13 protein-coding genes are annotated in these 15,154 nt (G+C 73.3%); 12 read left to right on the forward strand and 1 reads right to left on the reverse strand.

Features of this window, described 5'->3' with window-relative positions; all coding sequences use genetic code 11:
• Positions 1-75: 75 nt before the first annotated feature.
• The 10 genes from ABD254_RS15430 (at position 76) to ABD254_RS15475 (ending at position 9,749) form a co-directional block, all read left to right on the forward strand.
• Positions 76-1,098, forward strand: a complete 1,023-nt coding sequence (locus tag ABD254_RS15430) for a cell division protein FtsQ/DivIB (RefSeq protein ID WP_344249373.1) — start codon at positions 76-78, stop codon at positions 1,096-1,098.
• Between the two features lie 239 nt (positions 1,099-1,337).
• A complete protein-coding gene (gene ftsZ / locus ABD254_RS15435; RefSeq protein WP_344249374.1) occupies positions 1,338-2,675 on the forward strand; it encodes a cell division protein FtsZ in 1,338 nt (445 codons plus the stop codon).
• Entirely contained in the window at positions 2,672-3,481 is an 810-nt protein-coding gene (gene pgeF, locus ABD254_RS15440) for a peptidoglycan editing factor PgeF (protein ID WP_344249375.1), read from the forward strand. The genes ftsZ and pgeF overlap by 4 nt, the downstream gene beginning before the upstream one ends.
• 171 nt (positions 3,482-3,652) lie before the next feature.
• Positions 3,653-4,120: a cell division protein SepF gene (locus ABD254_RS15445; protein WP_344249376.1), complete on the forward strand. Its 468-nt coding sequence runs from the start codon at positions 3,653-3,655 to the stop codon at positions 4,118-4,120.
• 99 nt (positions 4,121-4,219) lie between these two features.
• Positions 4,220-4,510, forward strand: coding sequence for a YggT family protein (locus ABD254_RS15450; RefSeq protein WP_344249377.1), 291 nt, complete (start codon positions 4,220-4,222; stop codon positions 4,508-4,510).
• A gap of 181 nt (positions 4,511-4,691) precedes the next feature.
• Positions 4,692-5,324, forward strand: a complete 633-nt coding sequence (locus tag ABD254_RS15455) for a DivIVA domain-containing protein (protein ID WP_344249378.1) — start codon at positions 4,692-4,694, stop codon at positions 5,322-5,324.
• Positions 5,325-5,480: 156 nt separating this feature from the next.
• Complete coding sequence (locus ABD254_RS15460; RefSeq protein WP_344249379.1) at positions 5,481-5,942, forward strand: TraR/DksA family transcriptional regulator; 462 nt, start codon at positions 5,481-5,483, stop codon at positions 5,940-5,942.
• Between the two features lie 64 nt (positions 5,943-6,006).
• Positions 6,007-6,702: a signal peptidase II gene (lspA, locus tag ABD254_RS15465; RefSeq protein ID WP_344249380.1), complete on the forward strand. Its 696-nt coding sequence runs from the start codon at positions 6,007-6,009 to the stop codon at positions 6,700-6,702.
• 2 nt (positions 6,703-6,704) lie between these two features.
• Positions 6,705-7,637: an RluA family pseudouridine synthase gene (locus tag ABD254_RS15470; RefSeq protein WP_344249381.1), complete on the forward strand. Its 933-nt coding sequence runs from the start codon at positions 6,705-6,707 to the stop codon at positions 7,635-7,637.
• A gap of 114 nt (positions 7,638-7,751) precedes the next feature.
• Entirely contained in the window at positions 7,752-9,749 is a 1,998-nt protein-coding gene (locus ABD254_RS15475; RefSeq protein WP_344249382.1) for a glycosyl hydrolase family 28-related protein, read from the forward strand.
• Positions 9,750-9,856: 107 nt separating this feature from the next.
• On the opposite strand, the gene ABD254_RS15480 is transcribed toward ABD254_RS15475, so the two are convergent.
• Positions 9,857-10,843 (reverse strand): LacI family DNA-binding transcriptional regulator, encoded by a 987-nt coding sequence (locus ABD254_RS15480; RefSeq protein WP_344249383.1) that lies wholly within the window; start codon positions 10,841-10,843, stop codon positions 9,857-9,859.
• Between the two features lie 103 nt (positions 10,844-10,946).
• Here ABD254_RS15480 and dnaE point away from each other — a divergent pair, with 103 nt between their 5' ends.
• Both dnaE and ABD254_RS15490 read left to right on the forward strand, forming a co-directional pair.
• On the forward strand, positions 10,947-14,525 hold the full coding sequence (gene dnaE / locus ABD254_RS15485) for a DNA polymerase III subunit alpha (protein ID WP_344249385.1): 3,579 nt from the start codon (positions 10,947-10,949) through the stop codon (positions 14,523-14,525).
• Positions 14,522-15,073, forward strand: a complete 552-nt coding sequence (locus tag ABD254_RS15490) for an NUDIX domain-containing protein (protein WP_344249386.1) — start codon at positions 14,522-14,524, stop codon at positions 15,071-15,073. Before dnaE ends, ABD254_RS15490 begins: the two co-directional genes overlap by 4 nt.
• The last annotated feature ends 81 nt before the right edge of the window (positions 15,074-15,154 follow it).

The raw sequence follows: 15,154 nt of genomic DNA on the forward strand, positions 1-15,154 counted from the left end.
AGCGTGACGGCGTGACCGGCGCGTGACCGGCGTGGCGGCCGCGGGCGCGGGGCCCGGTGCGGGGACCATGGACTGATGCGACCGCCGCCCCGCCCGCGCCCCACGCCGCGCACCGAGCCGCCGTCGCGACCGACCTCGCGACCGCAGACCGCCCCGACCCCCCGCGCGGCGGGGAAGGCTGCGTCAGGGAAGGCCGCGGCGGGGACGGCGGCGGACGTCGCGACGGCGGAACGCCCGCGCACGGGCGCCACCCCGCGGGCCGAGAAGGCACCGCGCGGGACCTCCCGTGCGGTGGTACCGGCGCCGCCGCACGAGAACGACGCCCGTGAGCACCTGGGCCGTGAGTACCCGGGCCGTGAGTCCCCGGGGCGCGTGTCGACGGCGATGGCGGACCGACTCGCCGAGCGGACCGCGATGCGGCGCCACCGGGCGTGGCAGCGGGTCGTGGCCTGGGTGCTGGCGCTCGCGGTGCTCGTCGGGCTGGTGGTGGCGGCCTTCTGGTCGCCGGTGCTGGCGCTGGACGGCGACGAGGTCGTGGTGACGGGTGCGGGCAGCACGGTCGACCCCGACGCGGTCCGCGACGTGGTCGCGGCCGTGGACGGCACACCGCTGCCCCGGCTCGACACCGTGGCCCTGCGTCAGCAGATCCTCGGGCTGCACGGCGTCAAGGACGTGAGCCTGAACCGGTCATGGCCGCACGGGCTCCGCGTGTCGCTGACGGCGCGCGTACCCGTCGCGGCGGTGCCCGACGGCGGGGGCTATGCCGTGCTGGACTCCGAGGGCGTGCGCCTGGGGTCCGGGTCGTCGGTACCGTCCGGGCTCCCGGAGGTCGCGGTGCCGCTGGACGACGCGCTGGCGCTGCAGGCGGCGCTGCACGTCCTGGCCGCGCTGCCGCCGCGTCTCGAGGCCAAGGTCGAGCAGGTGAGCGCCGAGACCCAGGACGCCGTCGAGACGGTGCTCGACGACGGCACCACCGTGCGGTGGGGGAGCAGCGCCGACATGCCGCTCAAGGTCGAGGTGGTGCGCACGCTGCGCAAGCTCGACGGGTCCTCGACGACGATCGACGTCTCGTCGCCGGAGCTCCCGGTGACGGGGTGAGGGCCCCGCGGCACTCGCGGGCAGGCCGGGTGCGCACCTCGAGGGCGAAGTCCAGCACCGGGTGCCCGCGACACGCCGACACACGTCCGGCCGCACGCCGGACCCGGCGCATACCGTCGAACTCAGCAGCAACCTGACATAACTCTAACCCTCAACTCGAACCTTAAGGTTCGGGTCTCCGGGCCAGGACCACCGGGCGAGGGGGACGTCGGGACAGGAACGACCCGAGAGGCAACGACGTGGCAACTCCGCAGAACTACCTGGCAGTGATCAAGGTGGTCGGCATCGGCGGTGGTGGCGTGAACGCCGTCAACCGCATGATCGAGGTCGGGCTCAAGGGTGTCGAGTTCATCGCCATCAACACCGACGCGCAGGCGCTGCTGATGTCGGACGCCGACGTCAAGCTCGACGTCGGCCGTGAGCTCACCCGCGGCCTGGGTGCCGGCGCCGACCCCGAGGTCGGCAAGAAGGCCGCCGAGGACCACGCCGAGGAGATCGAGGACGTCCTGCGGGGCGCCGACATGGTCTTCGTGACGGCGGGCGAGGGCGGCGGCACCGGCACCGGCGGCGCCCCCGTGGTCGCGCGCATCGCGCGCTCGCTCGGCGCGCTGACGGTGGGCGTCGTGACGCGCCCGTTCACCTTCGAGGGCCGGCGCCGCTCGGTGCAGGCCGAGCAGGGCATCGACACCCTCCGCGAGGAGGTCGACACCCTCATCGTCATCCCCAACGACCGGCTGCTGTCGATGTCGGACAAGAGCGTGTCGGCGATCGCCGCGTTCCACTCGGCCGACCAGGTGCTGCACTCCGGCGTCCAGGGCATCACCGACCTCATCACCACCCCCGGCCTGATCAACCTCGACTTCGCCGACGTGAAGTCGGTGATGCAGGGTGCGGGCTCGGCCCTCATGGGCATCGGGTCGGCGAGGGGTGAGGACCGTGCGGTCCAGGCCGCCGAGCTCGCGATCTCGTCGCCCCTGCTCGAGGCGTCGATCGACGGGGCGCACGGCGTGCTCCTGTCGATCCAGGGCGGCAGCGACATCGGGCTCTTCGAGGTGCACGAGGCCGCCCGGCTGGTCCAGGAGGCCGCGCACCCCGAGGCCAACATCATCTTCGGCACGGTCATCGACGACGCCCTGGGCGACGAGGTGCGCGTCACCGTCATCGCCGCCGGCTTCGACGGCGGCGTGCCGCAGACCCGCAAGGACGGCCGCGGCCTCGGCCAGATCGCCGGGGCCCCGGCCAAGCCGGCCGTCGCGACTGTCCCGCCCGCCACCGCGCCGGTGCCGCAGCCGACGGCGGCGCACGCCGCGGCGGGCGTCCCGGCCCCGCAGCCCGGCGTCCGGACGCAGCCGCGCCCGATCCCCGCCGAGCCGGACGACGTGCCCGCCAGCTTGGACGGCGCCGCCGCCCGGGCCGCCGCGCCCGTGCGACCGGCCGAGCAGCGCCCGGCCTTCACGGTGGTGGAGGACGGCGCGGGCGAGGGTGTGACGGTCGAGCGGCCCGTGGAGGTCCCGCGTCTGTTCGACGAGCCGCGTCGTCCGGTGGAGGAGCTCGACGTGCCCGACTTCCTCAAGTGAGCGTGCCGGTCGGCTGGGCTCAGGAGGCGTTGTTGCCGGCGCAGTTCGGCGCGGGGCTGCTGCGGGTCGACCTCGGCCCGGGCGTCGTCGCCGGCTTCACGACGCGGCACGGCGGAGTGTCGCCCGCGCCGTGGTCGTCGCTCGACCTGGGCACGTCGACCGGTGACGACCCGGCGCGGGTGCGCGAGAACCGGGCGCGCGTCGAGGGCTGGGTCGGGGCGCCGGTGGCCTACGCCGCCCAGGTGCACGGCGACCGGGTGCTCGCGCTCGGCCCGGACGAACGGGCCGAGTGGGAGGCCGCGGAGCCGCCGGCGGCGGCCGGCGAGGCCGACGGCCTCGTCACCGCGCAGGAGGGGCTCGGCCTCGGCGTCCTCGTGGCCGACTGCGTCCCGGTGGTCCTGGCCGACCCGGTCGCCCGGGTGGTCGCGGTGGCGCACGCCGGCCGCCGCGGCGTGTCGCTGGGCGTCGTGCACCGGGCGCTCGACGCGATGACCCAGCGCGGCGCGCGGCCGGCCGACGTCCGGGCCGCCGTCGGGCCGGCCGTGTGCGGCCGGTGCTACGAGGTCCCGGAGGCCATGCGCGACGAGGTCGCCGCCCTCGTGCCCGAGACGTGGGCGACCACCGAGGCCGGCACCCCGGCGCTCGACCTGCCGCGCGGGGTGCTCGCCCAGCTCGCGGCGCGGGGCGTCGAGGCGGTCCACGTCGACCGGTGCACCCGCACCGACGCCGACCTCTTCTCCCACCGGCGCGCCACGGCGACGGGCACGACGACGGGGCGGCAGGCGGGTGTCGTCGTCCTGACCTGAGGTTTTCCTGCCCGACGAGCTGCGCGCGGCCTCCCGCCCGACCTTCGCCGTGGTGGGGCGCGCGGGCGCGACACACCGGCGTGTCGTGCGAGGCCCAGCGCGTCGGCGTGGTTAACGTCGACACACCGTCCGGGACGCAGGGCGGGACGTGCCGACGAACGGAGCAAGGCGATGGGCGGAGCGCTTCGCAAGACGATGCTGTACCTGGGGCTCGCCGACGACCAGAGGGAGTCGGAGGAGTACCTCGACGAGTACGAGGAGCTGGAGGCACCGGTGCGCGACGACTACCAGGCGCAGGTCACCCCGCTGCACCGCGGCGGCGCGGCCGAGGCCGTCGTCGGCGCGGACCTGCGCCGGATCACGACGATCCACCCGCGGTCCTACAACGACGCCCGCAGCATCGGCGAGGCCTTCCGGGGCGGCACGCCGGTCATCATGAACCTCTCCGACATGGACGACGCCGACGCCAAGCGGCTCGTGGACTTCTCGGCCGGCCTGATCTTCGGCCTCCGCGGCTCGATCGAGCGCGTCACCAACAAGGTCTTCCTGCTCTCGCCCGAGCACGTGGAGATCGCCGGGGAGGGGCCGCCGGCGGAGAAGCCGGCCGGCACCCGGGGCGCGTTCTACAACCAGAGCTGAACCGCGCGTCCGAACCGCGCGTCGCGAAGCACCCGTCATCGTGGCCAGGGCCGAGGCACGTCGGCCCTGGCCGCGTCGTGTCTCCGGTAGGTTCGACCCGTGAGCGTCGTCTTCGGATTCATCAGCTTCCTGCTCTGGCTCTTCCTGCTGTGCCTCGTGGTGCGGCTCGTCTTCGACTGGGTGCAGTTCTTCGCCCGGGACTGGCGCCCGCGCGGCGTGCTGCTGGTGATCGCCGAGGGCGTCTACACCGTCACCGACCCGCCGCTGCGGGCGCTGCGGCGCGTCATCCCGCCGCTGACCCTCGGCCAGGTCCGGCTCGACCTGGCGTTCCTCATCCTCTTCATCGGCACGTCGATCCTGGCGCGGCTCTTCGGGTCGTTTGGTCGCTGAGCGCGCTGCCCGATCCGACGGGCCGGGCTGTCGCCCGGGTGTGAAGACGTCGTGTGGGCGTGCGTGGCACGCGGGCCGCGGGAATGTCCCGGATCGCGCCGTGGGCTACCGTGGTCACCCGGACGACGGGCACCCGCCGGGCGCCCGTGCAACGACTGTGCAACCGCGATGAGGTGAGACGATGGCGCTGCTGACGGCAGAGGACATCCTGAACAAGAAGTTCTCCGCGACGAAGTTCCGCGAGGGCTACGACGTCGAAGAGGTGGACGACTTCCTCGACGAGGTCGTCAGGACGCTCACCGGGGTGCAGGAGGAGAACGAGGACCTGCGCTCGAAGCTCGCGGCCGCGGAGCGGCGCGTGGGCGAGCTGAGCCGGTCCGACGCCGCGCAGCAGGCGCAGCCCGCCGCCCCGACCCCGGCGCCGGCCCCCACGCCCGCACCCGCCCCCGCGGCGCCGGGCAAGCAGCCGGCCGAGCCGGAGTCCGCCACCGGCATGCTCCAGCTCGCCCAGAAGCTGCACGACGACTACGTGCGTTCGGGCCAGGAGGAGGGCGACCGCCTCATCTCCGACGCGAAGACCGAGGGCGCGCGCATCGTGCGCGAGGCGGAGGAGACCAGCCACCGCACGCTCTCCCAGCTCGAGCAGGAGCGGTCGCTGCTGGAGCGCAAGATCGACGAGCTGCGCCTCTTCGAGCGGGACTACCGGACCCGCCTCAAGAGCTTCCTGCAGAACCTGCTCGGCGACCTGGACGCGCGGGGCTCCGCGCTGCCGCCGCGGCAGAACGCGGGCGCCGGCCGCTCCTCGGAGCTCTGAGGGCCCCGCCCGACCCGCGGTGCACGGTCCGAGCTGACACCTCGCGGGCCGGTCCGTACGACGGGCACGACGCCGAACGGCGCGTGCTGTTGTGCGGACCGGCCCGCGCACTTACGCTCTGGTGACTCCACCGAGGGACCCGACGGAAGGGCACCGATGGCCAAGCTCTCGACCACCACGCGCGCGACCCTGCGCGAGAACTTCCCGCACCTGGCGCGCGACGTGAAGACCTTCCCCGTGCGCGACGGCGAGGAGCCGTGGACCGTGCGGGAGGTCGAGGAGCTGGCGGCGTTCCTCCTGGAGGACTCCGAGCGGCTCGGGCGCGAGCTCGCCGCCGCGGACGCCGAGCTGTCCGACCTGCTGCGCAACTCCGGCGACGGGGCGGGCGACGACCAGGCGGACTACGGCTCCAGCGCCCTCGAGCGCGAGCAGGAGCTCACGCTCGTGAACAACATGCGCGATCTGCTCGCGCAGACCACGCACGCGATCGACCGCATCCGCAAGGGGACGTACGCGACCTGCGAGATCACGGGTCTGCCGATCGGCAAGGCCCGGCTGCAGGCGTTCCCGCGCGCCACGCTGTCCGTCGAGGCGAAGGCGCGCGAGGAGCGGCGCTGACGTGTTCGTCGGTGGGGCCACCCGCCGACGAGGCCGCCTGGTACGCCGCCTAGACTGACGCTCGATGTCCACGACGCCCGCCGGCTCCGTCCCGGCCCCCGAACCCGCGCCGCGCGACGGCGCCCCCGCACCGACCGGGTCGGGCGCGACCACCGGTCCCTACGGTCCGGGGCCGGGCGCGTCCGCCGTCCCCGAGCCGCCGATCTCCGCGGCACGGCGCCGCACCCTCGTGACCTGGACCTTCGTGCTGGCCGCGGCGGTGCTCCTGATCGACCAGCTGACCAAGTGGTGGGCCGAGTCGTCGCTCACCGAGGGAGCCGACCCGATCCCGCTGGTCGGCGACCTCCTGTCGCTGCGCCTCATCTACAACCCCGGGGCGGCGCTGTCGATCCTCAGCGGCACCGGCATGACGTGGATCCTCACGGTGGTCGTGGTGGCGGTCGTCGTGGTCATCGTCCGTGCGATCCGGCGCATCGGGTCGCGCGGCTGGGCGCTGGCGCTGGGCCTGCTGCTCGGCGGGGCGCTGGGCAACCTGGTCGACCGCTTCTTCCGGGAGCCTGGCTTCGCGCGGGGGCACGTGGTCGACTTCATCGACTACGCCGGCTTCTTCGTCGGGAACGTCGCCGACATCGCGATCGTGGTGGCCGCCGTCCTCATCGTCGTCCTCACGTTCCGCGGGATCGGCCTCGACGGTCGGCGCCACGCGGACGACCAGCCCGAGGCCGGGGACGTCCCCGCGGCGTCGGGCGAGGCGGCCTGACGATGGCGCTGCGCACCCTGCCCGTCCCGGACGGGCTCGCGGGCGAGCGGGTGGACGCCGCCCTGGCCCGGATGCTCGGGTTCTCCCGCACCCAGGCGGCCGAGCTCGCGGCCTCGGGCGCGGTCGCCCTGGACGGGCGCGTGGTCGGCAAGTCGGACCGGGTGCCCGCGGGGGGCTGGCTCGAGGTGGACGTGCCCGACCCGGCGTCCTCCGCGCCGGCCGTGGTCGCGGAGCCGGTGCCCGGCATGGGGATCGCGTACGAGGACGACGACGTGGTCGTCGTCGACAAGCCCGTGGGCGTGGCCGCGCACCCGTCGCCCGGCTGGACCGGGCCGACGGTGGTCGGGGCCCTCGCCGCCGCCGGGTACCGCGTCTCGACGTCCGGCGCGGCGGAGCGGCAGGGCATCGTGCACCGCCTCGACGTCGGGACGTCGGGCCTGATGGCGGTCGCCAAGAGCGAGGCGGCGTACACGGGCCTCAAGCGCGCGTTCAAGGAGCGCACGGTCGACAAGGTCTACCACGCGCTCGCGCAGGGGCACCCGGAGCCGACCACCGGCACGATCGACGCGCCCATCGGGCGCCACCCGAGCGCCGACTACAAGTTCGCCGTCGTCGCCGACGGGAAGCACTCCGTCACGCACTACGAGGTGCTGGAGATGCTCCCGGCTGCGTCCCTCGCCGAGGTGCACCTCGAGACGGGGCGCACCCACCAGATCCGGGTGCACTTCGCGGCGCTGCGGCATCCGCTGGTGGGCGACCTGACCTACGGCGCGGACCCGGTGCTCGCCTCCCGGGTCGGCCTCGAGCGCCAGTGGCTGCACGCGATGCGGCTGGGCTTCGAGCACCCCCTGACGGGCCGGTGGGTCGAGGTGGCCAGCGAGTACCCCGACGACCTCGCGCACGCCCTCGAGGTCGTGCGCGGCGCCTACGCGTAGCCGTCCCTTCCCGCGGCCCGGCCCGAGCCCGGGCAACCCTTGTCCTCCGAGGTCGCGCGCCCTAGTGTTCGAGACGAGTGACACGAGTCACTGAGGCCTCGACGAGGAGGACGCATGCCCACACCCACCGCACCGGCGTCGCCGGTGCCCGCCCGGCGGCGGCGACGCCGACTGGCGCCGCTCGCCGCAGCAGGAGCAGCGCTCGTGACAGCCCTGGCAGGGACGACGGCGGCGCAGGCCGCGCCGGCGCAGCAGGTCGATCCCACCGACCCGGACCTCGGCCCGAACGTCACCGTCTTCGGGCCCGGCACGCCGCAGGACGAGATCCAGGCCACCATGGACGCGCTGCACGCCCAGCAGGTCGACGCCGAGATGAGCGCGGACCGCCACGCCGTCTACTTCCTGCCCGGGACCTACGGCTCGCAGGCCGACCCCCTGCAGTTCGGCGTCGGCTACTACACCGAGGTCGCGGGGCTCGGCGCCTCGCCCGGCGACGTCACCGTCAACGGCACGATCGAGGTGCACAACCGCTGCCTGGGCGACGACACGAACCCCAACTGCATCGCCCTCGTCAACTTCTGGCGGACGATCTCGAACCTCACCCTCGAGGTCAACACCGCCGGCCAGGAGGGCTGCGCGGGCACGACGAACTTCTGGGCGGTCTCCCAGGCGGTCTCGATGCGTCGCCTCGACGTGCGCGGCCCCCTGTCGCTGATGGACTACTGCAGCGCCGGGCCGCAGTACGCGAGCGGCGGCTTCATCGCCGACTCGAGGTTCGACACCGCGGTGACCAACGGGTCGCAGCAGCAGTGGCTCACCCGCAACAGCGTGCTCGGCGACGGCTGGTCGAACGGCGTGTGGAACCAGGTCTTCTCCGGGGTGGAGGGCGCGCCCTCCGAGGCGGGCTTCCCGGCGGCCCCCTACACGACGCTCGACGCCACCCCCGTGAGCCGCGAGAAGCCGTACCTCTTCGTGGACGACGACGGGCGCTACCAGGTACGCGTCCCCGACGCCCGCAAGGAGACCCGCGGCGTCTCCTGGGCCGACGGTGTCACGCCCGGCCGCACCGTGCCGATCACGGACTTCTACGTCGCGCGGCCGGGCGACCGGATCGCCACGATCAACGCCGCGCTCGCGCGCGGCAAGCACCTCCTGCTCAGGCCGGGGGCCTACGACGTGGCGCGCAGCATCAAGGTGACGCGCCCGGGCACGGTGGTGCTCGGGATGGGGCACGCGACGCTCACGGCCGTCGGCGGCGCGGTGCCGCTCACGGTCGCCGACACGTCGGGCGTCGTCGTCGCCGGCGTCACGATCGACGCCGGGACGCAGGAGTCCCCGGTGCTCCTGCGGGTGGGCAGGGCGGACCGGTCGCCCTGGGCGGACCGGGTCGACACGCTCCGCGACCGCCTCTGCGCCCGGTCCGCGCTGTGGGTGCGGATCGACCCGCGCTGCACCACGGGCGAGAACCCGGTCACGCTCTCCGACGTGTACTTCCGCGTCGGCGGCCCGCACGTCGGCAAGGCCGACGTCGCGCTCGAGGTGAACGCGGACGACGTGCTCATCGACCACACCTGGGTCTGGCGGGCCGACCACGGCGTCGAGGGCTTCGCCACCGACGGCTCGGCCGGCGTGAACGGGGACACCGAGCGGTGGAACACGAACACGGGCCGCAACGGCGTGGTCGTGAACGGCGACCGGGTCACCGCGACGGGGCTCTTCGTCGAGCACTTCCAGGAGCACAACACGATCTGGGACGGCGAGGACGGCACCGTCGTGCTCTACCAGAACGAGCTGCCGTACGACCCCCCGACGCAGGCGGACTGGACGCAGCCGGACGGCACCCTCGGCTGGGAGGGGTACACGGTCGGCGACGACGTCGAGCGGCACCGGCTGTTCGGTGCCGGGGTGTACGTGTTCAACCAGAACAACCCGGGCATCGTCACCGAGAACGGGTTCTCGGTGCCCGAGGCGCCCGGGGTGCGCCTCCACCACGTCATGACGGTGAACCTCAGCGCGGGGACGATCAACCACGTGGTCAACGGCGTGGGCGACGCCGTGCCACCGTCGACGTCCGGGGTGCCGGAGTACGTGGTCGACTACCCGGCGCCCTGAGGCCGCGCCGCGGGCGCCCGGACCCTCGTGGGTCCGGGCGCCCGCGTCCGCGCGGTCGCCGGACCGGGGTCGCCGGGTCGGGGCGGACGGGTCGGGCCGCGTCGCGCTCAGGCGGAGTCGCGGACGACGACGTACGCCGGGTCGCGGGGGAACGGGGGCGGCTCGACGCCGTCGAGCGCGGCGATCACCTCCGCCGCCAGGTGCTCCGCCTGCGCGTCCACGGGCTGCGCCACGGTCGTCAGGGGCGGGGCCGAGACCCGGGCGGCGGGGGCGTCGTCGACCCCGATCACGGCGAGGTCGCCCGGCACCGCCAGGCGCGCCCCGCGAGCGCCGGCCAGCACCGCGAGGGCCACCTCGTCGTTGTAGGCCGCGACGGCGGTGACGCCTGCGGCGCGCCAGGCCGCCACCACGTCGGTCGCGGGCTCGTCGTCACGGACCGTGGCCCGCACGGGCTCGGCCAGGCCGCCCGCGCGGCAGGCCTCGCGGGCGCCCGCCCACCGCGCGTCGGCGAAGCGGCGCAGGCGCGGGTCGCCGGTCGTCGCGACCGCGACGCGCGTGTGCCCCGCCGCGGCCAGGTGCTCGACCTGCAGCGCGCCGATGCCGCGCTGGGACCGGTCGAAGCCGTCGCCGTCGGCCGGGGTGCCGTCCCCGGCCGGCTCCCGGCTGCCCACCACCTGGATGCCCGCCCGCTGCATCGCGGCCACGTCCGCGGGGGCGAACGGCGCGAGGCCGACGACCGCGCGGGGCGTGACCGCCCGCCACAGGTCGGCGAGGTCGCGGGAGTCGCGGTGATGGTGCACGAGCACGAAGAGCCCGCGCGTGGCGAGGACGTCGGTGAGGTGGTCGAGCAGGGCGTCGATGACGGGGCCCGTCGGCCAGTCCGGGAGGACCGCCACGACGAGGTCGCTCCGGCCCCGGCGGAGCGTCCTCGCCGCCGCCGAGGGGGCGTACCCGAGGCGGGCGGCGGCGGCCCTGATCCGCTCGCGGGTGGCCGCGGACACCGAGACACCGGGGGTGTCGTTGAGGACGTAGCTGACGGTCGTCCTCGACACGCCCGCCTCGCGCGCGACGTCGGCGCTGGTCACTGACGCCACGGGACCTCCTCGTCTGGGGGCGGCTCGGCAGCACTGTACGCGTGTGAGAAGAACCGCGGCGAGGTCGCTGGATCGTGTCGGTCCCCCCTGGAAGACTCCTCGCATGCCGGCTGACACCACCTCGAACAGCTCGTCGTCGACCGATGACTTCGTTCACCTGCACGTGCACACCGAGTATTCGATGCTCGACGGCGCGGCGCGGATGAACGACCTGTTCAGCGAGGTGCAGCGGCTGGGCCAGAAGGCCATCGCCATCACCGACCACGGGTACCTCTTCGGCGCCTTCGACTTCTGGAGCACCGCGCAGAAGTACGGGATCAAGCCGATCATCGGCGTCGAGGCGTACGTGACCCCGGGCACCAGCCGGCAGGACCGCACCAAGGTGCTCTGGGGCGAGAAGCACCAGCGTCGCGACGACGTCTCGGCCGGTGGCGCCTACACGCACATGACGTTGTGGGCGCGCGACAACGAGGGCATGCACAACCTGTTCCGCGCGTCGTCGCTGGCGTCGCTCGACGGCCAGATGGGCAAGTGGCCGCGGATGGACCGCGAGCTGCTGGAGACGTACGGCAAGGGCCTCATGGGCACGTCGGGCTGCCCGTCCGGCGAGGTCCAGACGCGGCTGCGGCTGGGGCAGTGGGACGAGGCCGTGCGCGCGGCGGGCGAGCTGCAGGACGTCCTCGGCAAGGAGAACTTCTTCGTCGAGCTGATGGACCACGGGATCGAGATCGAGTCCCGCACCACCAAGGACCTGCTGCGCCTCGCCGAGCACATCGGTGCGCCGCTGGTGGCGACGAACGACCTCCACTACACCAAGCAGGAGGACTCCCACTCGCACGAGGTGCTCCTCGCGGTGAACTCCGGGTCGACGCTCGACGAGCCCACCTACGACCAGGGCGGCAGCCGGTTCGCGTTCAGCGGCGACAGCTTCTACGTCCGGTCGGGCGCGGAGATGCGCCGCCTGTTCGCGGAGCTGCCGGAGGCGATCGACAACACGCTGCTCATCGCGGAGCGATGCGACGTCTCCTTCGACACCGGCGCCAACTACATGCCTCGGTTCCCCGTCCCCGACGGGGAGGACGAGATCAGCTGGTTCGTCAAGGAGGTCGAGGCGGGCCTGCGTCGCCGCTACCCCGACGGCATCCCCGACGACGTGCGCAAGCAGTCCGACTACGAGGTCGAGGTCATCATCCAGATGGGCTTCCCGGGGTACTTCCTCGTGGTGGCCGACTTCATCAACTGGGCCAAGGAGCAGGGCATCCGGGTGGGCCCGGGCCGTGGCTCCGCCGCCGGGTCGATGGTGTCCTACGTCATGGGGATCACCGAGCTCGACCCGCTGAAGCACGGGCTCATCTTCGAGCGCTTCCTCAACCCCGAGCGCGTCTCCATGCCCGACGTCGACGTCGACTTCGACGAGCGCCGGCGCGCCGAGGTGATCCGATACGTCACGGAGAAGTACGGCGACGACCGCGTGGCGATGATCGTCACGTACGGCTCGATCAAGGCCAAGCAGGCCCTCAAGGACGGCTCCCGGGTGCTCGGCTTCCCGTTCGCGATGGGGGAGAAGCTCACCAAGGCCATGCCCCCCGCGGTCATGGGCAAGGACATCCCGCTGTCCGGGATCTTCGACCCGAAGCACGAGCGATACGCCGAGGCGGCCGAGTTCCGGGCGGTGCACGACGCCGACCCCGAGGCCCAGCGGGTCGTGGAGACGGCGCGCGGTATCGAGGGCCTCAAGCGGCAGTGGGGCGTGCACGCGGCGGGCGTCATCATGTCCAGCGACCCGCTGATCGACATCATCCCGATCATGCGCCGCCCGCAGGACGGCGCGGTCATCACCCAGTTCGACTACCCGACGTCCGAGGGCCTCGGCCTGATCAAGATGGACTTCCTCGGGCTGCGCAACCTCACGATCCTCGACGACGCGCTCGAGAACATCGTGATGAACGGCAAGGAGCCCGTCGCGATCGAGACGGTGGAGCTCGACGACAAGGCCACCTACGACCTCCTCGCCCGTGGCGACACGCTCGGCGTCTTCCAGCTCGACGGCGGCGCGATGCGCTCCCTGCTGCGCCAGATGCGGCCCGACAACTTCGAGGACGTCTCCGCCGTCATCGCGCTGTACCGGCCGGGGCCGATGGGCATGAACTCGCACATCAACTACGCGCTGCGCAAGAACGGCCTGCAGCAGATCGAGCCGATCCACCCGGAGCTGGCGGAGCCGCTGTCCGAGGTGCTCGACGAGACCCACGGCCTGATCGTCTACCAGGAGCAGGTGCAGCGCGCCGCGCAGATCCTCGCCGGGTACTCGCTCGGCCAGGCGGACCTGCTGCGCCGCGCGATGGGCAAGAAGAAGAAGGAGATCCTCGACAAGGAGTTCGTGCCGTTCGAGGCGGGCATGAAGGAGCGCGGCTACTCCAAGCCCGCGATCCAGGCGGTGTGGGACACGCTGGTGCCGTTCGCGGGCTACGCGTTCAACAAGGCGCACTCCGCGGGATACGGGCTCGTGTCGTACTGGACCGCGTTCCTCAAGGCGAACTACCCCACGGAGTACATGGCCGCGCTGCTGCAGAGCGTGCGCGACGACAAGGACAAGATGGCGCTCTACCTGAACGAGTGCCGCCGCATGCACATCACGGTGCTCCCGCCGGACGTGAACGACTCGGCCGCGAAGTTCACCGCCGTCGGCTCGGACATCCGGTTCGGCCTCACGGCGATCCGCAACGTCGGCGCCAACGTGGTCGACGCGATCATCGCGACGCGCGAGTCCAAGGGGGCCTTCGCCTCCTTCACGGACTTCCTCGACAAGGTGCCCGCCGTGGTGTGCAACAAGCGGACCATCGAGTCGCTCATCAAGGCCGGGGCGTTCGACTCCCTCGGCCACCCGCGCCGTGCGCTGCTGGTCGTGCACGAGCAGGCCGTCGACTCCGTGATCAGCGTGAAGCGCAAGGAGGCCGAGGGTCAGTTCGACCTGTTCGCGGGCTTCGGCGGCGAGGCGGACGACGCCGGGATGTCGTTCGCGGTCGACGTGCCCGACCTGCCGGACTGGGACAAGAAGCAGCGGCTGGCCTTCGAGCGGGAGATGCTCGGCCTGTACGTCTCCGACCATCCGCTGTCCGGCCTCGAGCACGTGCTGGCGCGGGCCGCGGACACGTCGATCGCCACGCTCATGGCCGACGAGGGCCGTGCCGACGGTTCCCAGGTGACGGTCGCGGGCCTGCTCACCAGCGTGCAGCGCAAGATGAGCAAGAACGGCAACCCGTGGGCGGCCGTGACCATCGAGGACCTGGAGGGCGCCGTCGAGGTGATGTTCTTCGGCGAGACCTACCTCGCGTACTCCACGATCCTCGCCGAGGACCAGGTGGTCACCCTGCGCGGCCGCGTCCGGCGGCGGGACGACCAGATGCAGCTGCAGGCCATGGAGGTCTCGCTGCCCGACACGTCGGCCGTCGCCGACGCCCCCGTGCAGGTGACCGTGCCGCACACGCGGTGCGTGGAGCCCGTCATGGTGCGGCTGCGCGAGGTGCTCGCGACGCACCCCGGCTCGGCGGAGGTGCACGTGAGCGTGCACGAACCGGGCAAGCGGACCGTCGTGCGGGCGGCCGACACGCTGCGGGTCGAGAAGTCGCCGGCGCTGTTCGGCGACCTCAAGGCGCTGCTCGGCCCGAGCTGCCTGTCATGAGCATGCCCCCGCCGCCGGGCGGCGCACCCTCGCCGGTCGAGCCTGTCGAGACGCCCTCGCCGTGGGACGACGGTTCCGCGGACCACCGCTTCCGGGTCGTGCCCGCCGTGTACGTCTACCTGCGCCGCGAGGGGCAGGTGCTGCTGCAGCTGCGCGCCGGGACGGGGTTCAGGGACGGGCACTGGGCGGCCGCCGCGGCCGGTCACGTGGAGCCGGGGGAGTCGGTCGAGCGCGCCGCGGTGCGCGAGGTCGCCGAGGAGCTCGGGGTCCACGTCGAGGCGGACGACCTGGTCCCCGTCACGACGATGCATCGCGGCGAGCCGGGCGGCCCCGCGCTGGAGCAGCGCGTCGACTTCGTCTTCACCGCGACCCGCTGGCGCGGCGACCTGGAGGTCCGCGAGCCCGCGAAGGCGGCCGACCTGCGCTGGTTCGCCTTCGTCGCGCTGCCCGACCCGGTGGTGCCGCACGAGCTAGCCCTCCTGCGTGCCATGCACGACGCCGGTCGGCACGGCACCCGGGTGCCGCCCATCATGACGTTCGGGTTCTGAGCTCGACGGGCGACCGTTCCGGTCCGCTCGGCCTGTCGGCTTCCGTCGGCGGGCTCGCTCGGCACGTCTCTGCCTGTCGAC

Origin of the sequence: Isoptericola hypogeus (genome assembly GCF_039531145.1) — a bacterium.
In the GTDB taxonomy this organism is placed as follows: Bacteria; Actinomycetota; Actinomycetes; order Actinomycetales; family Cellulomonadaceae; genus Isoptericola; species Isoptericola hypogeus.